The sequence below is a fragment of the Mesorhizobium sp. WSM4847 genome (assembly GCF_055811335.1).
Genome location: NZ_JBVVPY010000005.1, coordinates 183,496 through 207,814 on the forward strand (window position 1 = coordinate 183,496; position 24,319 = coordinate 207,814).

The following is a 24,319-nucleotide window of genomic DNA, read 5'->3' on the forward strand; positions in this document are numbered from 1 at the left end:
GCATCGTGGCGCGCAGGGTATCCGGAAGAAGTCATGGCGATCTGCGCACCGCCGACACCCGGGCCAAGGTCAAGGATGATTACCGGCCGTCCCGCGACGAAATCCTACGCTATATCGCCGAAAATCCGGATCGCTCAGGCAAACGCGACATCGCCAAGGCGTTCGCACTGCGCGGCGAGGACCGTATCTGGCTGAAGGACGTTTTGCGCGACTTGCAGGATGAAGGCCTGCTGACCAAGGAGCGCAAGCGGCTCGCCCGCGTCGGCTCCCTCGCCCATGTCGCCGTGCTCGACATCTTTGGCCGCGATGCCGACGGCGTGCTTTTGGCGCACCCAACCGAAGCGGTGGGCAACGGCGAGCCTCCTGTCATAGCGATACGCGTGTCGCGCGGCGGCGGCGGCCCGACACCGGGCATTGGCGACCGCGTGCTGGCCAAGACCTTTCCAACCGATGATGCGACCGGCCCTGCCTATACCGGGCGGGTGATGAAGATCTTCGAGAAGCGCACCGATGCTGTTCTCGGCGTTTTTCGCGTGCTGCAGGACGGTACCTTCCGCATCGAGCCTGTCGAAAGGCGCCAGCCGGAGCTGGTCGTCGACAAGGAATTCCAGAACGGCGCCAAGAACGGCGATCTGGTCGAGGTCGAGCCGGCGCGGGCCTCCCGCTACGGGCTGCCCAGGGCCAAGGTGCTGGCGGTGCTGGGTTCGCTGACCAGCGAAAAGGCGGTCTCGATGATCGCCATCCACGCGCACGACATTCCGCATATTTTCCCGGCAGACGTCATCGCCGAGGCGGAGGCGGTCAAACCGGCGACGCTGGCCGGCCGCGAAGACTGGCGCGACCTGCCGCTGATCACCATCGATCCGGCCGACGCCAAGGACCATGACGACGCCGTGTTCGCGACAGCAGATCCAGACGAGAAGAACCCCGGCGGCGTGGTCGTTACCGTGGCGATTGCCGATGTCGCCGCTTACGTGCGCTATGGCACCGCGCTCGACCGCGAGGCGCTGAAGCGCGGCAATTCGGTCTATTTCCCGGATCGCGTCGTGCCGATGCTGCCGGAGCGCATCTCCAACGACCTTTGTTCGCTGCGCGAAGGCCAGGACCGCCCGGCGCTGGCGGTCCGCATGACCTTTTCGGCCGATGGCCGCAAGCTCAGGCATTCGTTCCACCGCATCATGATGAAATCGGCGGCAAAACTCGCCTATCGCCAGGCGCAGGCCGCGATCGACGGCGCGCCGGACGACAAGACCGGCCCGATCCTCGACACCGTGATGAAGCCGCTGTGGGACGCTTATGCCGTGGTGAAGCGCGGTCGTGAGACGCGCCAGCCGCTCGAACTCGAACTGCCGGAGCGGAAAATCCTGCTCAAGGAGGACGGCACCGTCGACCGCGTCGTCGTGCCGGAGCGGCTTGACGCGCACAAGCTGATCGAAGAATTCATGATCCAGGCCAATGTCGCGGCGGCCGAGACGCTGGAGGCGAAACGACAGGCGCTGGTCTACCGCATCCATGACGCACCTTCGCTCGCCAAGCAGGAATCGCTGCGTGAATTCCTGCAGACGCTTGGCCTTTCGCTGGCGCGCGGCGCCCAGATGCGGCCAAACCAGTTCAACGGCATCCTGGATCGCGTCCGCGGCGCCGACCATGAGGGGCTGGTCAACGAGGTGGTGCTGCGCACGCAGATGCAGGCCGAATATTCGCCAAGCAATATCGGCCATTTCGGCCTCAACCTGAAACGCTATGCGCACTTCACCTCGCCGATCCGCAGATATGCCGACCTGATCGTGCATCGCGGGCTGATTGCCGCGCTCGGCTTCGGTGCAGGCGGACTGACGCAGGATGAAGCGGAGCGGCTGGAAGAAGTTTCTGCGCTGATCTCAGCCACCGAGCGCCGCGCCATGGCCGCCGAGCGCGACACGGTCGACCGGCTGATCGCCGCCTATCTGGCAGAGCGTGTCGACGATCGCTTCGATGCACGCATTTCGGGCGTCACCAAATCGGGACTATTTGTCCAATTGCCGCAGTATGGCGCAGATGGTTTCATTCCGGTGTCAAGTCTGGGCGGCGATTACTATATATACGACGAAACTGCCCGATCGCTTTTCGGAGAACGCACCGGCAAGGGCTATCAGCTTGCCGACCGCGTCGAGGTTCGCCTGATCGAGGTGGCGCCTATGGCCGGCGCGATGCGTTTCGAGATGCTGACCGACCCAAAGCCGCTGCCCGGCTCCAAACGGTCGTTTCACAAGGCCAAGGGCCGCGCCCGTGCGTCGCAATCGCGTCCAGGCTCGCGCGGCAGGAGACGGTAATGCCAAGCGATCTGAAAAAGAACGAACAGGTTTTCGGCGGCCAACAGCACTCGGGCCGGATCGCCCGCCCGCTGTGGACGGCGATGAAGCGTGGCGCGCTTGGCCGTTGCCCGCATTGCGGCGAGGGAAAGCTGTTTCGCGCCTTCGTCAAGACCGTCGATACATGCGATCATTGCGGCGAGGCGCTTCATCACCACCGCGCCGACGACCTGCCGGCCTATCTGGTGGTGGCCATCGTCGGCCACATCGTGCTCGGCGCCTTCATGGGTGTCGAAGCGGCCTCCACTCTGTCCACCTGGCAGCACATCGCCATCTGGGTGCCGCTGACCATCCTCATGGCGATCGTCTTGCTGCAGCCGGTCAAGGGCGCCGTCATCGGCCTGCAATGGGCGTTCTATATGCACGGCTTCGGCGGGGAAGAAGATCTGATCGAGTCGCATCCCGAGGCTTGAAACCGAGGCTGGCGCAAATCGGCATGGCTGGACGCCACTTTCGCATCGAAGAAGATTCCGCTAGGTCGTGCGCATGGACGTTATGACCAAGGCGGAAGTCGACAAGGTTGAGCCGATCGCGCTCGACGCCAGGCCTATACGCCCGCGCGACGCCGCGACGCTGATCCTGCTCGACCGCAGGGGCGCCGAGTTCCTGGTGCTGATGGGCAGGCGCCACGCCCGTCACGCCTTCATGCCGGGGAAATTCGTCTTTCCCGGTGGCCGTACCGATCCGGCCGACAGCCGAATTCCCGTTGCCACAGCGCTGCACCCTGAGGAGCAGGCGAGGCTGACTGCCGGCGTCGGCCGCACCAGCCCGGCCCGCGCCCGCGCCATCGCCCTGTCGGCGATTCGCGAGACCTATGAAGAAGCCGGCCTGCTGATCGGCCAGAAGGGCGCCTTCGCCACGACCAGGCGCGATTGGCAGGGTTTCGCCGAGCACGGCGTAAGACCGTCGCTGGAAGCGCTGCGCTTCATCGCGCGCGCCATCACCCCGCCAAACCGGGTGCGGCGCTTCGACACGCGCTTCTTCAGCGCCTGGCGCGAAGACGTCGCCGTGGAGCTGCCGGACGGCGGTCCGACCAACGAGCTGGAGGAACTGGTCTGGCTGCCGCTCGCCAAGGCCAGAGAAGCTGATGTGCCCGACATCACCAGGGCTATCCTGGAGGAGCTGGAAAAGCGGCTCGTCGACGATCCGCGGCTGCGCCCCGGTGGTTCCGTGCCTTTCTACCGGCTTGTCGGCAATCGCTTCGTTCGCGAAATTCTTTAGAGCATAGAGCATTCACATCCCATGACAGTCGATACCCAGCAAGAGGTCGAAGAACGCGTCCATTGGCTGCCGATGATCGCGGCGATCTCGTCGATCAGCGTCGTCGGCATCGCCATCGGCCTCGGCATGCCGCTGCTCAGCGTCATTCTCGAAACGCGTGGCCATTCGGCGTCGATGATCGGCTTCAACACCGCTGTCGCCGGCCTCGCCTCGATCGCCGGCGCACCGCTCGCCACCCCGCTGGCGATGCGGTTCGGCGTCGCCAGGACGATGCTCGCCATGATCGCCACCGGAGTGCTGGCCTTTGTCGGCTTCCATTTCGCACCGGACTTCTGGATGTGGTTTCCGTTGCGCGTCCTGCTGCACATCGCGCTGACGGTGCTTTTCATCCTGTCGGAATTCTGGATCAGCACATCGGCGCCGCCGCACCGGCGCGGTCTCGTCCTCGGCATCTACGCCACCGTGCTGTCGCTCGGCTTTGCCGCCGGGCCGTGGCTGTTCGCCCAACTCGGCAGCGCTGGCTTCCTGCCCTTCGGCGTCATCATGGCGCTGGTGACGCTGGCCGCCATTCCAGTTCTGGCGGCCCGCAACGAGAGCCCGACGATCGTCTCCAACGGCGAAACCAGCAACTTCCTGCGCTACATCTGGTTGGTGCCGACGGCGACCGCTGCGGTGCTGGTGTTCGGCGCGGTCGAGACCGGTGGCTTTGCGCTGTTTCCCGTCTATGGCAACCGCATCGGCTACTCCGAGGCCGATGCCGCCCTGCTGCTCACCATGATCGGCCTCGGCAACGTGCTGTTGCAGATCCCGCTCGGCATGATCAGCGACCGGGTCAGCGACCGCCGTTATCTGCTTCTGGCCTGTGCAACCATCGGGCTTGCCGGCACCATCTTCATGCCGCACTTCGCGCAGAACTGGCATCTGATGGCGGCGCTTCTGTTCGTCTGGGGCGGCGTCGTCGCGGCCATGTACACGATCGGCCTGGCCCATCTCGGCTCGCAGCTTTCCGGCCACGACCTGGCCTCGGCCAACGCTGCCTTCGTGCTCTGCTACGGTGTCGGCATGGTGCTCGGCCCGCAGGCGATCGGCATCGGCATGGACCTTTTCGGCCCCTCCGGTTTCGGCTGGGCGCTCGGCTTGTTCTTCGCCTTCTATATCGCGCTGGTCGGCGCCAGGCTTATCCGAAAAATCCTGTAAAAAGACCCGATCAATGCCTCAGGTGGCGCAAGGCTGCTGACATAACCGTGTCAGCAGCACCTGGGTAGATTGTCAGCAACACGCCACGAATTTGAGGATGCCGCCATGATCGACTCCGGGTTTGAAACGAAATCGCTGCGGATGGAATTGCTGCTGCTTGTGACCTTCCAGGCGCCGGCTTCCGATGTCGATCGTATCATGGAAGCGGTGGTCGCGATCGCCCCGCTCACCACAGGCAAATACGACAGCAATGCCTACCAGTCGGCGCACGGCATCGAGCGCCACCGGGCGCTCGATGGTGCCGCCGCCGGCGCCGAGACCGAATTGCTCAGACGGCATGGCACGGTGGAAGTGTCGTTCGAGCTGCCCGACGACCAGGCGTTGGCCGCCCGCATCGTCGAGGCGATCTTCCAGGTCCACACCTATCAGGAGCCGGTGATCCGCATCCAGCCGATCCTCGCCAGCCGCTCCAAGGGATTGGACGACCGCTCGAACCCGAACCGCTGGTGGAACACCACGGGAGACTGGAAGAAGGCCGCTCCAGTTAAAGAAGATGCGTAGAATCGGAACGCGGCCGGATGAGGGGTGCTCCGGCTTGGCACCGACAGCACTCCGTCCAACACCCCTCTTCCGTCTCGGCGCTACGCGCCGATCCACCTTCTCCCACAAGGGGAGAAGGACGAGGCCGGCTCACAGGGTGTCTCACAGGGTTGACTTTCCGGGCGCGTTGTTTATGTGTCGCGCCAAGTTCCCGCGTCCGGGTGTTTTCCCGTGCTCCAGCGGCCAAGACTCCACGAACATAATGGACTGATACAATGGCCAAAGCCGCAAACATCAAGATCAAGCTTCTGTCGACCGCCGACACCGGTTTCTTCTACGTCACCAGCAAGAACAGCCGCACCAAGACCGACAAGCTGTCGTTCCGCAAATACGATCCGGTCGCCAAGAAGCACGTCGAGTTCAAGGAAACCAAGATCAAGTAATCTGCTTTCCTGCTTGAGACAAAAACGCCGCCCCGTGGGCGGCTTTTTTGTTTTCAACGCTCGAAAAGTCCAGCATTTCCAATGCTTGGCGCAGAGACTTGATGTCATTTTGAGGTTTGGGGGCCGGCCGGCGTTTGGCAGCGGTACGAGGAGGCCACTATGTGCCAGCGCCGGCCGGCCGACCCCACGGACCCAGGAGATGCGGCGGACCTGAATCATGGGGTATTCTTCGGATCGATCCGGCGATCTACCCCGGCGCCGATCCCGTCATTGGCCTGCACATTTGCGCAACAGCCTGTGAAAATCAACAATTTCTTAACCAAGCCCCGGCGAATCGCTTGCGTTAAGGTAAATTCCTAACCCTGTCACATTGACAGGATAATCAGACTTTTACGCCGCCTTGGCGACGACCCGGTTGCGGCCGGCGCTCTTGGCTTCGTAGAGCGCGAGGTCGGCCCGCTTCATGAGCCCGGCAACCGAGTCGACACCCTTCAGCACCGACGACACGCCGACGCTGACGGTAACCTCGATCGTCTTGCCGTCCTGACCGACGGCAAACGGCATCTGGGCGATTTCGGCGCGAATCCGCTCCGCCACCTTTTCGGCGACGGCGCCGTCCGTGTCCGGCATCACCACGACGAACTCCTCGCCACCGAAGCGGCAGGCGAGATCGATGCCGCGCACATTCTTGCGCAGCCGCCGCGCGAATTCGCGCAGCACCTCGTCGCCGCCGTCATGGCCATGCGTGTCGTTGACGGTCTTGAAGCGGTCGAGATCGGTGATCATCACCGACAGCGGCCGCCGCCGCGCCACGGCGCGGTCGAACAGTGTCTGCAGATGGCTGTCGAGGTAACGGCGATTGTGCAATCCCGTCAGCGGGTCGGTCACCGCCATCTCGATGGTCTGGGTGACGCTGGCGCGCAACTGGTCGTTGTAGCGCTTGCGGCGCACCTGCGTGCGCAGCCGCGCGGTCAATTCATGCTGGTCGATCGGACGCATCAGATAATCGTTGATGCCAAGCTCGAGGCCGCGGACGATGCGTCCCTCCTCACCCTGCTCCGCCAGAAGGATGATCGGCACGAAACGGGTGCGATCGAGCGAACGCAGTTGCGAGCAGAGCCTGAGCGGATCGAAATCGGCAAAACCCGTCGAGATCATCACGCATTCATAGGGCGTCTCGGCGGCCTGGAAGAAGCCCGCATGCGGATCGGTGGCGATGTCGAGGTCGGCGCTGCTGCGCAGCATCTTCTGGACGCGCTCAATGGAGGATTTGCGCTCGTCGATCAGCAGAACCTTCGGCGTGGTGTCCGCGGACGCGAAGTTGCGGCTCAACAGCTCCTCAATGCCGATATTGCGCGTGGTCGAGGCGCGCAGGCGCAGCTCATCGGTCAAAGTCTTCAGCCGGACCAGGCTTTTGACGCGGGTCATCAATTGCAGATCGTTGACCGGCTTGGTCAGAAAATCGTCCGCACCGGCCTCGAGGCCGCGCACCCGGTCCGAAACCTGGTCGAGCGCGGTGATCATGACAACCGGGATGTGCGACGTCGCCGGATCGCTCTTCAGCCGGCGGCAGACTTCGAACCCGTCCATGTCAGGCATCATCACGTCGAGCAATACGACATCGACCTTGCCGTTTTCACAGGTCTCGATCGCGTCCGGCCCGTTGGTGGCGGTCAGCACCTCGAAATATTCGGCAAGCAGCCGGACCTCGAGCAGCCTGACATTGGCAGGGATGTCGTCGACGACGAGGATCCGTGCAGTCATCTCATAAAGCTCCGGCTCGGCTGGAAGGGCGCATCAGGCGTCGCCCAGGTAGGATTTGATGGTTTCGATGAAACGCGGCACCGAGATCGGCTTGGAAATATAGGCTTCGCAGCCACCCTGGCGGATACGCTCCTCATCGCCTTTCATCGCAAATGCGGTGACGGCAATGACCGGGATAACATGGAGGTCGTCGTCCTCCTTCAGCCATTTGGTCACTTCCAGCCCCGACACTTCGGGCAGCTGGATGTCCATCAAAATGAGGTCCGGCTTGTGCAGTCGCGCCAGATCCAGCGCTTCCAGACCGTTGCGCGTGCGTACCGTCTCGTAACCGCTCGCTTCAATGAGGTCGCGAAAGAGCTTCATGTTGAGCTCGTTGTCCTCGACGATCATGACCTTCTTAGGCATCAAATTCCCGTCCCGGCCTGCCTTCCGCTCGAAGGATGCCGCCATGCGCCCTCGCCGGTACGCACCAAACCCTGCTCAACTCTACCGCGAGATAATTGACGAAACGGAAACCGGCTGCCGGAAAAGCTTCGGATTTCACCGCGAACTCCGCATTGCAGAGACAGATGGCTTGCCGCAGGCGACGCTTGCGATTACTGCCAAAAACAGACTCATTCAACCCACAAGAAGGTAGTGATGGCAAACCCAGGGTCAATGCGCGAGGAAGCGGAAACCATTGCCGTGAAGGCATTGGGCTTCGTCGCCGCCGATCCGGAACTTCTGCCCCGCTTCCTGGCGATCACCGGCATCGAGGCGCATTCGATCCGCCAGGCCGCCGGCGAGCCGGGATTCCTGGCCGGCGTGCTGCAGTTCATCCTCGCCCACGAGCCGACGCTCATGCGGTTCGCGGCGGAAACCGGCACGCCGCCGGCTTCCGTCGGCAGGGCGCTGCGGGCGCTGCCGCTTGGCGACGACGATCATGAGCATTCGATATAAGCGACGACCGGATCGCGAAAACGCCTACGGCGTCGTTTCTTCTTCGCCGTCGTCGCCGTCAGCATCCGCAACCGGATCGGCCGGTTTCACCATGACACCATTGACGGTGACCGAACCGTCCGGCTTGCCGTTGACGACCCATTCGATGCGGCCGTCCGGCAGCGTCTTGCCGAATCCCTTGATCGCAAGCGCCACCGGCACATATTGCGCGGCTTCCGGCTCCGACTTCGCTGCCGCCTGCAGGCTTTCCACGATCTTGTCATAGCCTGCGACATCGATGGTCACATTGGCCTCCGGCTTCATGCCGGCGAAGGTCATCTCGCCTTCCATCGCGATTTCCATATCGCCGTTTTTCACCGTGCTGTGGCCGATGACAAATTTCGGCATCCTGGCCATGAAATCAGCGGTCAAGGTATCGCCGAAGTCGGCCGGCAGCGGTGGATTCTTGTTCAGATCAAAGGCTTCGATCGCCTTCTTCGCCATGCTGTCGAGATCGATATTGGCGCCGCCGAAACTCAGATTGACATCGGTGGGCAGCAGCGCCGTGCTCCAGGCGGGCGCGAGATTGTCAGGGATCTTCAGTCCCGCGGCCCTGATCGAGTAGTTGATTGCTCCGTTCTGGGCGATGCCGTCGGTCCCGAAGCCTGTGTCCAGCTCAGTCGCCCCGAAAAGCCCGACCGGGCTTTCGACGGTGAGATCCTTGAACCCGTAGGTTCCGTCGAGCCGCTCCCACAGCGGCAGCGCGGCGAGCAGCAGCGATTTGAGCTGCGCCTGGTTGGCCTTCAGTCTGGCCTCGTCTTCATTGGCGACGGCAAATGCCAGCAGATCGAGAAGCGGCTTGGTCCGCACGCCTTTGCCGGTCGCGTTCACCGACAGCTTTGGCGATTTGATCGTGAGCGGGAATTTCAGCCCGCTCTTGGGATCGTCAAAGTCGAGCGCTTCGGCGAAATCGGCGAGCGACTGCGTCGCGGTAAAATCCACGCCGCCATTCGCAGCTTTGCTTGCGTTCATGGTGGCCGTACCGGCGCCGGTGCTCACCTTGGCGCGCTGCACGGCGTCCCGGGAATTCATCGTCATCCCGGCAATCGACTGTGTGGCGCTGGTGAAAGCCGCCAGTTCGGGATCGTAGACGCCGGAAAACTTGCCGTCTGTAATCGAGAACTCCATGCTCTGCGGGCCATCTGGCCCCTTGAACTCGAAGGACCCGCTTTGCGACACGTCCGCCGAGACGCTCCATGTCCCGTTGCTGTCTGGCTTGACGAGCAATGCGTAGGGGCTGAAGTCGAACTTGAAGGAATTCTGCGCCGCCAGCAGGTCGACGACAGGTTTGAAGTCGACGGCGAGTTTATAGGCGTCGCCTTCCACCGAAACCTTCAGGAAGCCGCTGTCGATCGCCTTGCTGCCGAAATAGCGGGACAGATTTTCGGAGAGCTGCTTGGCACCCTCGCCGTCGACGGTCTGGCCGAAGGCAGGCGCGCTGAGCGCGAGGACAAAGACGGCCGGCAGAACACGATTCACGCAGAATCTCCGTTGCTGTTTCTGTGGTAAAAACTCCAGCCGCAACCGTAATCGGAAACCGTCGGGGTGCAATCCCCTCGTTGGGGCTAACCAGCCTTCGCCCTCCGCGCTATCCTCCGGCATCGACAGTGGAGCTTCAGGTCGGCTTCTTCGACGTGACGAGGCAAGCGGCGCTGGCATTGAGCAGGCCCCAGCCGAAGACGTCGTCCTTGCCCGGCGCGCCGAGATCTTCCGCCGACTTGCCGAGCGCGTCTTGAATGTCGGCTGCGGTGGCGTTGCCGTTTGCAGATTTCATCAAGGCAGCGGCTGCGGTGACGAAGGGCGCCGCGAAGGAGGTGCCGGTCTTCGGCCGTGCGCCGCTGACCGACGCGGCCGTCCACACTTGGACGCCGGGAGCGGCCAGGTCGATATGCTCGCCGCGGCCGGCGCGCCTGTAGGGGCGTTTCATGCGGTCGACCGCCGTCACCGCGATCACTTCAGCATAGGCCGCCGGATAGGCAGGCCCGGCTTTTGGGCCGCCATTGCCGGCGGCGGCGACGATCACCATGCCGCGTTCGGAGAGTCTTCGGACAACCTGCTCGAGAAGCGCATTCGCAGGACCCGACAGGCTCATATTCGTCACCTGCACGCCGCGCGCCGAAAGAAGGTCGAGCGCGCGAAGCAGATCGTAGGCGTCCGAGCGGTCATCCTGGCGATCGCCCCGATGAAACGCATCGACCGCGATGAGCCTGGCGTGCGGCAGCAGGCCGGGAGTACGGCTGTCGGCGCCGCCGACAAGCAGGGCCGCGACGGCGGTGCCGTGCTGGCGGCCGGACTCGGGAACGCCGTCGTCCGACAGGCGAAGAACTTCGACCCGGCCTTTCGAGAAGGCGTCATGCGCAGGATTGATCGCGGTGTCGATAAGGCCGATCGTGACATTGCCACCGCAGCCGGCTGGCAGTCCGCTACCGGCCGGCCAGCCGATCAGGCCCGCGGCGGCGCAGTGCGGCCCGGCACATTCAGCTTCCTGTCCGGGCCGATAGTAATGCACGAAATCTGCCGTCGACTGCGGAGCGGCATCGATGACAAGATCGCGCGCAGCCTCCAGCGGCATGTTGGGTGGAATGCGCAGCCGAATCAGCTCCGATCCAAGAAGCTGAATGTCGGCACGGTCCAGTACGGTGAAGCCGGTTGCCTGAAGCCGACCGATCTCAGCCGAATTCAGCCCGGTCGCCACGATCTGGTCCGGTACCCGAGACGGCAAAGGGGCGGCTGGCCGTTGCGCGCGCCTGCCGCTGCGCCTTGGCGGGCGCGGAAGAAACCGATCCGTCAGCGCGCGAAACAGGTTCGGGCCGGTCGATCGGCTGGACGTCGTTCGCGACCCACCGGGCGAAGCGCCGGACCGACCGCCGTCATCACCACCGCCATCGTCACCGCCACCGTCGTCATCGGCCAACGCCGATCTTGGCCCGAACTCGCCGAGCGCCAGCTGGCCGCCCGGCGCCTGAGGATCGACGAGCAATGCGACGGCGACCCAGAAAAGCAGCAGGGCTTTTGGTCTCAACCAGGAGGTGGTGCGCATGGTCTCCCTCACATTTCCGGCCGTCGCCGATTTTCAACGTCGCGAGGCTAGCGGAGCTGTCCGGCAATAAGCTAGCCTTGCGAGGAACGGGCGCGGGGCCGCTTTATTCCAGAACCTGGAGCAACATGCCGGAACAAGCCGACCGCGTCCAAGATCAGCTTGTCGCTTTTCTGCCGAATCTGCGCCGGTTCGCGATTGCGCTGTGCCGGTCCCGCGACATCGCGGACGATCTTGTCCAGCGCGCCTGCGAACGGGCGCTCGCCAACGAGCAGCGTTTCGAGCCAGGGACGCGCTTCGACGCGTGGATGTTCAAGATTCTGAGAAATCTGTGGATCGACGACATCCGCAAGCGCAAGGTCGCCGGCCCGCAGGACGATATCGACGAGCGCCATGACATCGCCGGCGTTTCCGGTGAGCGCGAGATGGAGGCGCGGCTGGCGCTGAACAGCGTGGCGCAAGCCATAGGCGAGCTCGCCGCCGACCAGCGCGACGTGCTGCTTCTGGTCTGCGTCGAAGAGCTTTCCTACAAGGAGGCCGCGGAAGTCCTTGCCGTGCCGATCGGGACGGTGATGAGCAGGCTGGCCCGAGCGAGGAGGAATCTGGCGGAGGCGACTGGAATATCTTCGGCGCCCACCCGTTCTCCGGTCACAAAAGGGGCTGCAAAATGACCGAAGAGACTTTTTCGGACGAAATCCTGATGCGGTTCGCCGACGGTGAGCTTGATCCAGACATGGTCGCCAGGATCGAGCAGGCGATGGAATCGGACGACCGTCTGGTTGCCAGGATTGCTGTGTTCATCGAAACCAGAGCGCAGGCGCAGGCCGCGCTGAAGCCGCTGCTCGACGAGCCGGTTCCCGAAAAACTTGTCGCGGCCGTCGAGCAGATGATCGAGGCCAGGCGTGCCGGCGAGAAAGCGGCGACGGCATCGATATTGCCCTTCGGCAGCAGGCGCTTGGCAGGGCCTGCTTCGAGGTCTCGATGGATGCTGCCAATTGCCGCCTCTCTCGCGGCGGCAATTGGCGGCGGGCTCGCCGGCTATTGGGCAGCAGGCACCAACGAACGCACGCAGGGCGGCTTGTGGGTTGCCGGCGTCATCAGGCCGGGCTTGGCCCAAGCCCTTGAAACGGTCGAGTCCGGCAAGGAAATCAAGCTCGCCGGGATCAGCGACCGGTTCCGGGCCATCGCTACGTTCCGTAACGATTCGCAGGATTTGTGCCGCGAATTCGAGGTCGACTCGCAGGACCGCTCCACGGTGATGTCGGTCGCCTGCCGTTCCGGCGACGAATGGCGCGTCAGCTTCGCGGTCGTGGCGCCCGGCGACGCCGGAGGCTATGCCCCGGCCTCGTCGACCGAAGCCCTCGACGCCTATCTTTCGGCGATCGAAGCAGGCGCTCCGATGTCAGCCGAGGAGGAAGTCAAAGCACTGGACGAGATCCGTCAAAAGGACCGGAAGTGAAACTGCGACGGCCCGGCCCGCTCTGACCCGGCTTGCTCTGGCCCGGCTTGCTCTGAAATGGAATCCAACTTTCTCTGAATGGAATAAAGCCGGGGATCGCCCGTTACTCCGCCGGGCCGCAACTGCCGGTCCGGTCTGAAACAAGGAGTAACTACCATGACAAGACACTGGAAGCTCAAGTCGACACTGGTCGCAGGAATGGCAGCGCTCGCGAGCACCACGGCGCAGGCGAAGGAGTCTCCCGCGGGGGCGCCGGAAACCGAGCGTCCGCCGGCCGCAATGTCCAGCCAAAGCGACGGTTCCTTCATCGTCGCTGGCAACAGCTCTTCAAATTCGAGCTCCAATTCGTCGTCCAACGGTTCGTCGAATTCCAGCTCTAATTCGTCGAGCAATTCGAATTCGAACTCGTCTTCGAACTCCAGCTCCAATTCCTCGAGCAACTCGAATTCGAACTCATCGTCGAACAGTTCCTCCAACTCGAACTCGAACGGTTCGGATCGCGGGTGGTCGCGCAACTGGCGGCGTTGACGCGGGCCGGGCGATAGAGCGGCGGCGCGCTTCGACTTGTGTCCGCCGCTCTAAAACAATCCACAGACAAACGGGGGCCGGCCGGCCCCCGTTTCGCATTCGCTGGCGATTGGCATGGGCCACCACGAGTTCGTAATCTTAGGTGGAGCAAGGAGCGAAGCGACGCGGTGCAGACCCTGGGATCCATTCCGTTACCTTGGAGCGCCGCTGCGGTGCAGAACCTTTGATCGCCGAGGGAGAGCGCCCCCCCTCTGTCCTGCCGGACATCTCCCTCACAAGGAGGGAGATTGGCCTTCATCACTGATTCGCCAATCACAAACCTTGCAAAAAGGACGCTGTCCGCGAAGCTGCCAATCTCCCCCCAAGTGGGGGAGATGTCCGGCAGGACAGAGGGGGCGCGAAGGATCGCTACAGAGCGCTTTTATTCTGAGCGGCGGTGCGCTTCGACTAAAAGTCGGCCGCGCTCCACAAGGAAACGGGACCTAGCGGCCCTGTTTCGCATTGTTCTCCAGAAAAAGCCTAGCGGGCCGCGCGGGCCCATTTGCGATACCAGCCTTCGCTGGCAATCGTGTTGCGGTAGACCGTTTCGCGCTCGGTCGCCTCGGCTCCGGTCTCCGCCTGGATCTCGGCCTTGAGCGCCGCATCTTCGCGGCGAAACGGTATGACCTGGACCAGCGGCGTTCCCTTTTCGATGACGTAGAGGCCATCCGGCGCCGTCGCAAAGAACGGAAAATGGATGTGGGCTGCGTAGGTGTCGGTATCGACGATGCCGGCGACGCATTCGAAAGGCTGAGCCGGCCGATTGAGCGGCGGCAGGAACAGACAACTCCAGCCCGGCGGGGTACGGATCGACCAGTAATTGTGAAATTTGCATGGCGGTGCCGGTTCCTTCGGATTGCCGGCGACCTGATGCGCGCCATGATTGCTGACCATCACCCTGTCGAACTCCCAGCCGGCATCGACGGCGCTGCCGCCATCCTTGACCTCAAGGCGGACGGTCGCCGCGAGCGGCAGGATCCAGCCGGTTGTCATCGCGTCGAGAAAAGGCATGCAGCGCTTGACGGTCAGGCCATTGTTGGTGGCCGAGGCTTGCTGCGCATCGACCGGCGGCAGTTTGCGGAACCAATCCGGCAGGACCGTCTTGGCCGCCACTGGCGGCGCGATGACCCCATGATCTTCCGGCCGACAGGAAAACCGGATCGAGCGAGAGGTCTTCTGAGAAGTCTGGGAAAAATGAAACATCGATGGCCTCCTTGGAAAAATCCGAGGAGGAACGGGCCGCAGCCGGATTTATTCCCGGGTGGGCGTCTGATATGCAGGCCGACGACGATAGTTCGGTCGCCGCGGCGCGCACAGCAGCATTGTCTAAAGCACCAATCGCATCAGCGGCCGGCCTGCCTTGCGCTCGACCAGCCTCTCGAAGCCGGCTTTCTCGAAGACCCGCGACGAGCCGACGAACAGCCCGATCGAACGCGAATCTTTCGACAGGTCGATCGGACATGCCTCGACCAGCCGCGCGCCATTCTGGCGAGCAAATTCGATGCCGCCTTCGACCAGCCGGTGCGTCACGCCCCGGCCGCGCGCCTTGACGCGGATGAAGAAGCAGGAAATCGCCCAGACGCCCGGATTGGTGGCGTCGGCGGGATCGACCGGCGCCGACCCCCTGCCCTTGTTGTTCCATTCGGGCACGTCGGCGCGCGGGCCGATCTGCATCCAGCCGACCGCCTTGCCATCCTCGAACGCCAGCACGCCCGGTGGCGGCCCGGCCTCGATCCGCGCCTTGATGTGGTCCTTGTTGCGTTCCCGGTTGCCGGCGCGGCGCGCTGCCGGCGACAGCCGGAAATGTGTGCACCAACAGCCGTAGCAGGCACCCTGCTTACCGAAAAGATCTTCAAAATCCGCCCAAAGCTCGGGCACCAGCGGCGCTATGGTCGTATTCACGAACTCTCTCCCGGCCCACCGCCTTGTCGTGGCGTCCGTCCTGACGTACCATTGCTTTTGTTCTCTTTATGTTCGCAGCGATGGCGGTTCCTGTCAACAATCCCGATCACGGTTTTTGCCGCGACTGCCTGACCTTTCAGCGCGGTGAGGCACGGCGCTGTGAGCGCTGCGGCAGTCCACGGCTGGCCCGCCATCCGGAGCTCTATCGGCTGCATCTCGCCCATATCGATTGCGACGCGTTTTATGCGGCGGTCGAAAAGCGCGACAACCCGGCGCTGAAGGACCGGCCGTTGATCATCGGCGGCGGCAAGCGCGGCGTCGTCTCCACCGCTTGCTACATCGCCCGCGTCCACGGGGTGCGCTCGGCGATGCCGATGTTCAAGGCGCTCGAAGCCTGTCCGGAAGCGGTCGTCATCCCGCCGGACATGGAAAAATATGGTCGCGTCGGCCGCGAGGTGCGCGCCATGATGCAGGCGCTGACGCCGCTGGTCGAGCCGATCTCCATCGACGAAGCGTTTCTGGACCTTGCCGGCACCGAGCGCCTGCATGGCTTGCCGCCGGCGGTGGTGCTGGCGCGCTTCGCGTTGGGTGTGGAGAAAGAGATCGGCATCACCGTTTCATCAGGCCTTTCCTACTGCAAGTTCCTGGCCAAGGTGGCGTCGGACTTTCGCAAGCCGCGCGGCTATTCGGTGATCGGCGAGGCCGAGGTGACCGGCTTTCTGGCCGAGCAGCCGGTGACGCTGATCTGGGGGGTGGGAAAAGCCTTCGCCGCCACGCTTGAGCGCGACGGCATCCGCACCATCGGCCAGTTGCAGCGCATGGAGCGCGGCGACCTGATGCGCCGCTACGGCGTGATGGGCGACCGGCTCTACCATCTTTCACGCGGCGAGGACGACCGCCGCGTGCACCCCGACCAGGATGCGAAAAGCGTCTCGGCGGAGACCACTTTCGACACCGACATCGCCTCCCCCGAGGAACTGGTTTCGGTGCTGAGAGCGCTGTCGGAAAAAGTCTCGGGGCGGCTGAAGAAATCCGGCATTGCCGGGCGCACCGTCGTGCTGAAGCTGAAGACGCAGGATTTCAAGACCCGCACGCGCACCCGGCAGCTCGGCGACCCGACACGGCTGGCCGACCGCATTTTCTCGACCGGGCTCGAACTGCTGCGCAAGGAGGCGGACGGCACCAGATACCGGCTGCTCGGCATCGGCGTCAGCGACCTCTCGAAGGACGAAAAGGCCGATCCGCCCGACCTCGTCGATATCCAGTCGCGCAAGCGTGCCATGGCCGAAGGCGCGATCGACACGCTGCGCGACAAGTTCGGCCGCAAGGCGGTGGAGACCGGCTACACCTTCGGCAAGGGCCGCAATGCCCACCCGCCCGAGCCGATCGAGGACTAGTTTAAGCATGACCCCGAAACTAAGGTCCGCGCAAGCGAAAAGCGGATCCAGTTTCCGAAGGATCACGCCCAAGCAAGATGGGTAAAGCGGGCCTCTTCAGATGCGTCGCAAATCGATCCGGCTGGTCGTCACGCGCTCGCCGGTTTTTGGGTCGACGTCGATAACGGTCAGCCGCATGCCGTCCTCGCCGTTTTTCTCGACGGTCATTTGCGCGGTACGATCGCCGTTGACCTTCTTCGCCCAGCGGATGCCGAGATTGATCGCATTGCCCGAGCGCTTGCCGCTGAGCTGCGCCGGCCCGGTGCGGGATCCGACATAGGTGCCGGTGTACTTCGTCCCGCTGGACTTCAGGTCGGCACTGATGGCGCGCGTCACCACGACGAGACCGCGGCAGGTGCCGTCCAGCGACAGTGAACTCGATGTCGCGTCGGAATTGAAGCGGCAGGAGACGTTCACCGTCGGCGCCTCGGTGGTTACCTTGACGGTGCCCTTGCCGGCAAAATTCCCCTCGAACGAGCGAAGAAAATCGGCCTCGTCGGCATGAGCCGCGCCGGCGGCAGCCGTCAGGCAGCCGGCGAGTGCAAATCGTGCACATGATTTCATTGGATCTCTCCCCTTGAACTGGCTGTTGGACCAACGCTCGCCGTCACGGCAGGTTCCGCCCTCAACATGACCGTTTTGCAACGCTCCGCTCTGGCCCAGCCGAATGCGTCGACTAGCGGTTGCGGTGAAAGTCCCGACTTGCGACATAGCGCGCATGGCACCCTCGCCCTCGGTCCCCAAGGCTGCGTTCTGGATGGCGCTGTCGATCGCATCGTTTCTGACGATGTCGGTCGCCGGCCGCGCCACGACGGCCGAGCTCAATGTATTCCAGGTGCTGGAGCTGCGATCGGTGATCGGCCTGTTCATCCTCCTGCCGCTGGTGATGATGTCAGGCGGTTTTGCGGCGATGCGCAGCAAACGCCCCGCCGCCCATATCGCCCGCAACGTCGTCCATTTTGTCGGCCAGGCGGCATGGCTCTACGCCTTGACATTGATCCCGCTGGCCGTGCTGATCTCCATCGAATTCACGACGCCGATCTGGACGGCCATTCTGGCGGTCGGCTTTCTTGGTGAAAGACTAAGCCGGCCCAGACTTGCAGCGATCGTGCTCGGGCTGATCGGTGTGCTGGTCATCGTCCGTCCGGGCGTCGGCTCCGTCGATCCGGGACATGTTGTCGTGCTGGGTGCCGCGGTCTGCTTCGGCATATCCGTGGTCCTGGTCAAATCGCTGACGCGGACGGACAGCGTCGTGTCCATCATCTTCTGGATGCTGGTCATCCAGTCCGTGCTCGGCCTTGTCCCGGCGCTCTACGAATGGCGCAACCCGCCGCTCGAACTGTGGCCGTGGATCCTGCTGATCGCCTTCACCGGCATGTCGTCGCATTTCTGCATGGCGCGCGCACTCGCCTATGCCGACGCCACCGTCATCTCGCCGATGGACTTTTTGCGCGTGCCGCTGTCGGCGCTGATCGGCTGGCTGCTGTATCAGGAGCAGATCGACGCCTTCACCGCCGGCGGCGCCTTGCTGATCCTGCTGGGCAATCTGCTCAATCTGCAGAAAAAGGCGACCAAACCAGCGGAAGTGGCAGCGTCTTAGCATTTTGCAGCCAAACGGCTTCGTTTGGCGTCCGACAAAATGCGTCAAAGCAAAGAGCTACCGCGCGGTTTTGTTTCCACAAAACCGCGCTTAGCCTCGCATTTCAGTCGCCTTCGTCGGGTATGTTGAGGAGATGCCCGCAGGCCTTGCAGTGGACGGCGTCGGCTTCATGCCGCTGAAGGCCGCATTGCGGGCACGGGAAGAAGACCTTGTTGGGACGGAAGAGCGCCTGTGCCAGCCTGACGAACAGCGATATGCCGATGATCATGGTAACGATCGCGGTGAGCTTGCCGGCTATCCCCGGCAGGACGATGTCGCCGAAGCCGGTCGTGGTCACCGTGGCGACGGTGAAATACAGCGCATCGACATAGCCTTCGAGACCGGCCCCGGTGCGGAAGAAGAAGGTGTAGACGAAACCGGTGACGACAAACAGGAATGTCAGGAGATTGATGACTGCATGACTTGCCTCGCGCCATTTTTTGAGGCCGCGCATCTCGAAAAACCGCCACAGCGCGCCGCTGCGCGACAGCGACCACAGCCGCAATATGCGCAGGAATCCCAAATTGGCCAGCGCCGAAGGCATCAGCAGCGTCAGCAGGATGAAGCCGTCGACCCACGACGTCGGCTGTTTCATCAGGCGCAGCATGTTGTTTGACGCCAGCAGCCGGGCAATCATGTCGGCGGCGACAAGCGCTGCCACTGAATAATCGAGCCAGAGGAACGAGGACGATTCCTGGATCACCGGTGTGGCGATGAAGAAGGCGATGATGGCAAGGTCGATGATAACAGCCGCCAGCTGAAACCGGAAAGCCGCAGGCGTGCGCCCGTGATAGAGTTTGCGCAATGTGTCGCGCAGCCGCGTCAAGGCTGAAAAATCCTGCACTCCGTCCCTTTTCGGCGCCTTCATGACGACTGCGATAACGCTCGCTGCGACAGCCGTCCAGTGGGCAGAGCAGAGGGAAGCGGCTGTGGCTTGAGAACATCCGGAGCGTTCCACACCCGGAAAGCAATCAGACCGGTTCGGCCTCGATGATGCTGATGCGAGGTCCGGCTTCAACGATATTCGCGACCCGAAAATCCGACGCCGCAAGCAGCAACCTGAATTCTTCCGCCGTGCGCTCCTGCCCGCCCGGCATGACCAGCATGTTCAGATCGCCGAATTTGGCGACGGCGCCTACATTGGGCGGCGCCAGAATGCTCTCGAGCACCAGCAGTTTGCCTTCTGGGCGAATCGCCCGGCGGCAGCTTTTCAGGATCCGGATGTTTGTGTCGTCGTCCCAGTCATGCAGGATCCATTTAAGCACAATAGCATCGGCTCCTTCGGGCACCGAGACGAAGAAATCGCCGGCGACGAGGTCGCAGCGATCGGCCACAGCCGCGGCGTCGAAGACCGGGCCGGCCTTCGCCACGACCTGCGGCTGATCGAATAGAATGCCGCGCTGGCCGGGATTGCGGCGGAGGATTTCGGCAAGCAGCGCGCCCTGCCCGCCGCCTACATCCATAACGACGGAGAACTGCCGGAAGTCATAGGCCGCGAGCACCGCAGCGGCGACGCCACGCGACATGGCCGTCATCGCCCGGTCGAAAACGACGGACTCTTCCGGATGCTCCGCCCGGTATTCCCAAACGCCCTTGCCATAAGCGTGGCGAAAGGCGTTTTCGCCGGTGCTGACACTGTGCAGCAGATCGCTCCATGCCTGACGGAAATACGGCCGTCCGGCCAGAATTGCCCACGACGCGACCGAATGCTGAACGTCGGATCGCAACGCGCCGCCAACCGGGGTCAGCGAGAAGGACCGGTCTTTCGCTTCATGGAACACGCCGACGGACGCAAGGGCGCGCAGCAGCCGGTAGAGCGCCTGCGGATGGGTATTGGTCAGCACGGCCAGTTCGCCGCTGCTGCGTTTTCCGTTCTTGAGATGGTCTGCAATGCCCAGCGTGGCGGCGACGCATATCGCCTGAGATACCTGGAAGCCATTGACCATTTTCTGGAGTTCGGCAGCGGCATCCCGCTCATCCATGACGCACTCCCCCGGCCGCCAAAAGACCCAGGCCGCCGAGCCCACAATACCAGCGGCATCGTCACCGAGCAATGCGACCTGGCGGAATACGGTCGTTAGCTCACACCAACTCCACCTCCACCACGCCCGGCACCGCCCGCATGGCCGAGGCGATCTGTGGCGAGACGCGGTAACGGTTGGGCAGTTCGATCTCGACCTCGCCCTGCGCCTCGTCCTTGATGACGATAATGCTCACCAGGCTGTCGCCGCGCTGGGTAAGCTGCGCTTGAATCGCCGACGCCGGCCGATCATCCCTGACAAAGATACGCAAGGCTTTTTGGATGCGGCTTGCCTCGTCCTCCAGCGACTGCACCGTCTGGATGCGCAGATTGACGCCTTCGGGCCTGTCCTCGGCCGAAACTGTGACCACCACCGAACGGCCGGGCTCGAGCAGGTCGCGATATTGCGCCAGACCTTCGGAAAACAGCACTGCTTCATACTGGCCCGACGTGTCGGAGAACTGCACGACGCCCATCCTGTTGCCGGTGCGCGTCTTGCGCTCCTGCTTGGTGGTGACGGTGCCGGCAAGCCGCCCGGCGGCAGCGCCGCGTTTGACGGCGCCCGAGAACTCGGCCCAGGTCTGCACCCGCATCTTCTGCAGCGCCGCCTTGTATTCGTCCAGCGGGTGCGCCGAGAGATAGAAGCCGACCACCTGGAATTCACGGTGCAGGCGGTCGGCGGCAAGCCACGGGTCGGTCGCCGGCAGGTTGAGCGCCTGCGACTGCGCGCCGAGCGAGGCGCCGAAAATGTCGTGCTGGCCCGACATTGCATTCTGCTGCGCAAGCGACGCCAGCCCCATCATCCGCTCGACGCCCGCCATCATCGCGGCGCGGTCGTGACCGAAGCAGTCGAGCGCGCCGGCCATGATCAGGCTTTCGAAGACGCGCTTGCCGACGATCTTCGGGTCGACCCTTTCGCAAAAATCGGCGAGGTTCTTGAACGGTTTTTCGCCGCGCATGGCGACGATATGCTCGACCGCCGCGTCGCCGACGCCCTTGAGCGCGGCCAGCGAATAGAAGATCCGGTTCTCGGCGACTTCGAAGGCGCGGAAGCTTGATATCACCGACGGCGCCACGACATCGATACCGAGGCGCAGCGCATCCTGGCGGAAATCAGCGAGTTTATCGGTGTTGCCCATGTCGAGCGTCATCGACGCGGCCAGGAATTCGACCGGGTAGTGCGCCTTCAGATAGGCCGTCTGGTAGGAGACGACCGCATAGGCGGCGGCATGCGACTTATTGAAACCATAGTCGGCGAACTTTGCCAGCAGGTCGAAGATGAAGTCGGCTTGCGGCTTGCCGACGCCGCGCTCGATCGCCCCCGAGACGAAGCGCTCGCGCTGCTTGTCCATCTCGGCGCGGATCTTCTTGCCCATGGCGCGGCGCAGCAGGTCGGCTTCGCCCAGCGAATAGCCGGCAAGCTCCTGCGCGATCTGCATCACCTGCTCCTGGTAGACGATGACGCCTTGCGTCTCCTTCACCAGATGGTCGATCTTCGGATGGATCGAAGCCATCTCCTCCTCGCCATGCTTTCTGGCGTTGTAGGTCGGGATGTTCTCCATCGGGCCCGGCCGGTAAAGCGCGACCAACGCAATGATGTCCTCGATGCAGTCGGGCCGCATGCCGATCAGCGCCTTGCGCATGCCGGCACTTTCCACCTGGAACACGCCGACCACTTCGCCGCGTGACAGCATGGCATAGGTGTCGGGGTCGTCGAGCGGAATATGGGCAAGATCGATCTCGATGCCGCGGCGGCGGATCAGCTTGACCGCGGTCTCCAGCACCGTCAGCGTCTTCAGGCCGAGGAAGTCGAACTTCACCAGGCCGGCCTGCTCGACATACTTCATGTTGAACTGGGTGACCGGCATGTCGGAGCGCGGGTCGCGGTACATCGGCACCAGCTCCCACAGCGGCCGGTCGCCGATGACGATGCCGGCGGCGTGCGTCGAGGCGTGGCGGTAGAGCCCTTCCAGCTTCTGCGCCATGTCGAGCAGCGTCTGCACGATCGGCTCGCGCTCCGCCTCCTCGGCAAAGCGCGGCTCGTTGGCGATGGCGTCGGCGAGCTTGACCGGATTGGCCGGGTTCGACGGCACCATTTTGCTGAGCTTGTCGACCTGGCCATAGGGCATCTGCAGCACGCGGCCGACATCGCGCAGCACCGCGCGGGCCTGCAGCGTGCCGAAGGTGATGATCTGGCCGACCTGGTCGCGTCCGTATTTCTGCTGGACGTAGCGGATGACCTCCTCGCGCCGGTCTTGGCAGAAATCGATGTCGAAGTCGGGCATCGACACGCGGTCGGGATTGAGGAAGCGCTCGAACAGCAGCGAGAAGCGCAGCGGATCGATGTCGGTGATCGTCGTCGAATAGGCGACCAGCGAGCCGGCGCCCGAACCGCGCCCCGGCCCGACCGGGATGCCTTGCGCCTTCGCCCATTTGATGAAGTCGGCGACGATCAGGAAATAGCCGGGGAACTTCATTTTCTCGATGATGCCGAGCTCGAATTCCAGCCTTTCGCGGTATTGCTCGACCGCGTAGCCAGGGGCTAGGCCGTGCGCGGCGAGCCGCGCCTCCAGCCCTTCATGCGCCTGTCTGGCAAGCTCCTGCGCCTCCGCCTTCACCGCCGCATCGGCGTCGGCGACATCGCCGCCGGCAAAGCGCGGCAGGATCGGGTTGCGGGTCTTGGGATAGTAGGAGCAGCGCAGCGCGATCTCGACGGTGTTGTCGATCGCCTCCGGCAGATCGGCGAACAGCCTCGCCATGTCGGCCTGGCTTCTCAGAAAATTGTCGGGCGACAGCCGCCGGCGGTTGTCGACGGCGACGACCGACCCTTCGGCGATGGCGATCAGCGCATCATGCGCCTCATAGTCGTCGCGCGAGGAGAAAAACGCCTCGTTGGTGGCGACCAGCGGCAAGTCATTGATATAGGCGAGGTCGACTGACGATTTCTCGATGGCCCGGTCATAACCGGAAACCCGTTCCATCTCGACATAGAGCCGGTCGCCGAACAGCGCCTTGAGCGCCAGAAGCCGCGTCTCGGCGAGGTCGCGGCGGTCCTCTTTCAGCGCGTTGCCGATCGGGCCGCGCGGCCCGCCGCTGAGACAGATCAGGCCGTCGCAATGGCCTTGCAGCATCTCGGTCGTCAGATGCACGGCCTCGCCGGGCGGCGTTTCCAGATAGACCCGGCTGACCAGCCTGACCAGATTGCTGTAGCCAGCCTCGGTCGCCGCGATCAAAACCACGGGCCGCATTTCCGGGCCCTGCCGCCTGCGGTCGCGCTGGCTGTCGCCGGCTTCACCGGAAAAAGCGAGAGCGGTCTGGCAACCGATGATCGGCTGAATACCCTCCTTCACCGCCTTTTGCGCAAATTCGAGTGCGCCGAACAGATTGTTGGTGTCGGTGACGGCAATCGCCGGTGCGTCATCTTTGACCGCATGGCCGACAACCGTGCCGAGTTGCAAAGCGCCTTCGAGCAGCGAATAGGCCGAATGAACGCGCAGATGAATGAACGGCCGCGCCGGCGCTTCCGGCCGCGATGCCTTCATAAAAGCCTCGCGCCGCAACGGATCGCGGGGAAGTGTCTCATTCGCCATTTTTTTATCGCCGTTTGAGAGGACTCAGTCGATGAGGATGTATTGTCCGGCACTGGACGATGCGAGTCCAGCGACAGGCCAATTGTCGATGCTGGCGCTGCCCCTCATCCGCCTGCCGGCACCTTCTCCCCTTATAGTGACGGGGCGAAGGGGCTGGCCGCAACCTCGGCTCGCT

22 protein-coding genes are annotated in these 24,319 nt (G+C 63.4%); 11 read left to right on the forward strand and 11 right to left on the reverse strand.

What is annotated here, in order from left to right:
• Positions 1–5: 5 nt before the first annotated feature.
• From rnr to rpmG, 6 genes are all read left to right on the forward strand, one after another.
• Positions 6–2,312 (forward strand): ribonuclease R, encoded by a 2,307-nt coding sequence (gene rnr, locus AC0L28_RS09065; RefSeq protein WP_128172326.1) that lies wholly within the window; start codon positions 6–8, stop codon positions 2,310–2,312.
• The gene (locus AC0L28_RS09070; RefSeq protein WP_473476874.1) at positions 2,312–2,764 is read left to right on the forward strand and encodes a DUF983 domain-containing protein; all 453 of its coding nucleotides are present in this window, start codon (positions 2,312–2,314) and stop codon (positions 2,762–2,764) included. The genes rnr and AC0L28_RS09070 overlap by 1 nt, the downstream gene beginning before the upstream one ends.
• 73 nt (positions 2,765–2,837) lie before the next feature.
• Positions 2,838–3,572: an NUDIX hydrolase gene (locus tag AC0L28_RS09075; RefSeq protein WP_128172324.1), complete on the forward strand. Its 735-nt coding sequence runs from the start codon at positions 2,838–2,840 to the stop codon at positions 3,570–3,572.
• Between the two features lie 21 nt (positions 3,573–3,593).
• The gene (locus AC0L28_RS09080; RefSeq protein ID WP_023801086.1) at positions 3,594–4,769 is read left to right on the forward strand and encodes an MFS transporter; all 1,176 of its coding nucleotides are present in this window, start codon (positions 3,594–3,596) and stop codon (positions 4,767–4,769) included.
• A gap of 105 nt (positions 4,770–4,874) precedes the next feature.
• Positions 4,875–5,330, forward strand: a complete 456-nt coding sequence (locus tag AC0L28_RS09085; protein ID WP_473476877.1) for a YqfO family protein — start codon at positions 4,875–4,877, stop codon at positions 5,328–5,330.
• 254 nt (positions 5,331–5,584) lie between these two features.
• On the forward strand, positions 5,585–5,752 hold the full coding sequence (gene rpmG, locus AC0L28_RS09090; RefSeq protein WP_006201775.1) for a 50S ribosomal protein L33: 168 nt from the start codon (positions 5,585–5,587) through the stop codon (positions 5,750–5,752).
• A gap of 390 nt (positions 5,753–6,142) precedes the next feature.
• Here rpmG and AC0L28_RS09095 read toward each other — a convergent pair whose 3' ends face one another.
• Entirely contained in the window at positions 6,143–7,516 is a 1,374-nt protein-coding gene (locus AC0L28_RS09095; RefSeq protein WP_023801084.1) for a PleD family two-component system response regulator, read from the reverse strand.
• Positions 7,517–7,549: 33 nt separating this feature from the next.
• Complete coding sequence (locus AC0L28_RS09100) at positions 7,550–7,906, reverse strand: response regulator (RefSeq protein WP_287247952.1); 357 nt, start codon at positions 7,904–7,906, stop codon at positions 7,550–7,552.
• A gap of 249 nt (positions 7,907–8,155) precedes the next feature.
• Between AC0L28_RS09100 and AC0L28_RS09105 the strand changes: the two genes are divergently transcribed.
• A complete protein-coding gene (locus AC0L28_RS09105; protein WP_128168995.1) occupies positions 8,156–8,455 on the forward strand; it encodes a DUF3572 domain-containing protein in 300 nt (99 codons plus the stop codon).
• A gap of 24 nt (positions 8,456–8,479) precedes the next feature.
• On the opposite strand, the gene AC0L28_RS09110 is transcribed toward AC0L28_RS09105, so the two are convergent.
• Together AC0L28_RS09110 and AC0L28_RS09115 are read right to left on the reverse strand one after the other, a co-directional pair.
• Entirely contained in the window at positions 8,480–9,973 is a 1,494-nt protein-coding gene (locus tag AC0L28_RS09110) for a hypothetical protein (protein ID WP_473476880.1), read from the reverse strand.
• A 136-nt stretch (positions 9,974–10,109) separates the two neighbouring features.
• Positions 10,110–11,534, reverse strand: coding sequence for a S8 family serine peptidase (locus AC0L28_RS09115; RefSeq protein ID WP_473476883.1), 1,425 nt, complete (start codon positions 11,532–11,534; stop codon positions 10,110–10,112).
• Between the two features lie 125 nt (positions 11,535–11,659).
• Between AC0L28_RS09115 and AC0L28_RS09120 the strand changes: the two genes are divergently transcribed.
• The gene (locus tag AC0L28_RS09120; protein ID WP_023801080.1) at positions 11,660–12,202 is read left to right on the forward strand and encodes an RNA polymerase sigma factor; all 543 of its coding nucleotides are present in this window, start codon (positions 11,660–11,662) and stop codon (positions 12,200–12,202) included.
• Complete coding sequence (locus AC0L28_RS09125; RefSeq protein ID WP_473476886.1) at positions 12,199–12,990, forward strand: anti-sigma factor family protein; 792 nt, start codon at positions 12,199–12,201, stop codon at positions 12,988–12,990. The genes AC0L28_RS09120 and AC0L28_RS09125 overlap by 4 nt, the downstream gene beginning before the upstream one ends.
• Here the strand turns inward: AC0L28_RS09125 and AC0L28_RS09130 are convergent.
• From AC0L28_RS09130 to AC0L28_RS09140, 3 genes are all read right to left on the reverse strand, one after another.
• On the reverse strand, positions 12,972–13,466 hold the full coding sequence (locus AC0L28_RS09130; RefSeq protein WP_473476889.1) for a hypothetical protein: 495 nt from the start codon (positions 13,464–13,466) through the stop codon (positions 12,972–12,974). The genes AC0L28_RS09125 and AC0L28_RS09130 overlap by 19 nt on opposite strands.
• A 571-nt stretch (positions 13,467–14,037) precedes the next feature.
• Complete coding sequence (locus AC0L28_RS09135; RefSeq protein WP_419693477.1) at positions 14,038–14,760, reverse strand: DUF6065 family protein; 723 nt, start codon at positions 14,758–14,760, stop codon at positions 14,038–14,040.
• A 123-nt stretch (positions 14,761–14,883) separates the two neighbouring features.
• Positions 14,884–15,459, reverse strand: coding sequence for a GNAT family N-acetyltransferase (locus AC0L28_RS09140; RefSeq protein ID WP_473476893.1), 576 nt, complete (start codon positions 15,457–15,459; stop codon positions 14,884–14,886).
• A gap of 68 nt (positions 15,460–15,527) precedes the next feature.
• Between AC0L28_RS09140 and AC0L28_RS09145 the strand changes: the two genes are divergently transcribed.
• On the forward strand, positions 15,528–16,856 hold the full coding sequence (locus AC0L28_RS09145) for a DNA polymerase IV (protein WP_473476896.1): 1,329 nt from the start codon (positions 15,528–15,530) through the stop codon (positions 16,854–16,856).
• 96 nt (positions 16,857–16,952) lie between these two features.
• Here AC0L28_RS09145 and AC0L28_RS09150 read toward each other — a convergent pair whose 3' ends face one another.
• Positions 16,953–17,459 (reverse strand): hypothetical protein, encoded by a 507-nt coding sequence (locus AC0L28_RS09150; RefSeq protein ID WP_473476899.1) that lies wholly within the window; start codon positions 17,457–17,459, stop codon positions 16,953–16,955.
• Between the two features lie 154 nt (positions 17,460–17,613).
• Here AC0L28_RS09150 and AC0L28_RS09155 point away from each other — a divergent pair, with 154 nt between their 5' ends.
• The gene (locus AC0L28_RS09155; RefSeq protein ID WP_473476902.1) at positions 17,614–18,495 is read left to right on the forward strand and encodes a DMT family transporter; all 882 of its coding nucleotides are present in this window, start codon (positions 17,614–17,616) and stop codon (positions 18,493–18,495) included.
• A 103-nt stretch (positions 18,496–18,598) separates the two neighbouring features.
• On the opposite strand, the gene AC0L28_RS09160 is transcribed toward AC0L28_RS09155, so the two are convergent.
• The 3 genes from AC0L28_RS09160 to dnaE all read right to left on the reverse strand — a co-directional run bounded on the left by AC0L28_RS09160 (position 18,599) and on the right by dnaE (position 24,096).
• Entirely contained in the window at positions 18,599–19,402 is an 804-nt protein-coding gene (locus AC0L28_RS09160) for a potassium channel family protein (protein WP_473476904.1), read from the reverse strand.
• 103 nt (positions 19,403–19,505) lie between these two features.
• Complete coding sequence (locus AC0L28_RS09165) at positions 19,506–20,516, reverse strand: methyltransferase (RefSeq protein ID WP_473476907.1); 1,011 nt, start codon at positions 20,514–20,516, stop codon at positions 19,506–19,508.
• Between the two features lie 100 nt (positions 20,517–20,616).
• A complete protein-coding gene (dnaE, locus tag AC0L28_RS09170) occupies positions 20,617–24,096 on the reverse strand; it encodes a DNA polymerase III subunit alpha (RefSeq protein WP_473477081.1) in 3,480 nt (1,159 codons plus the stop codon).
• Between the last annotated feature and the right edge of the window lie 223 nt (positions 24,097–24,319).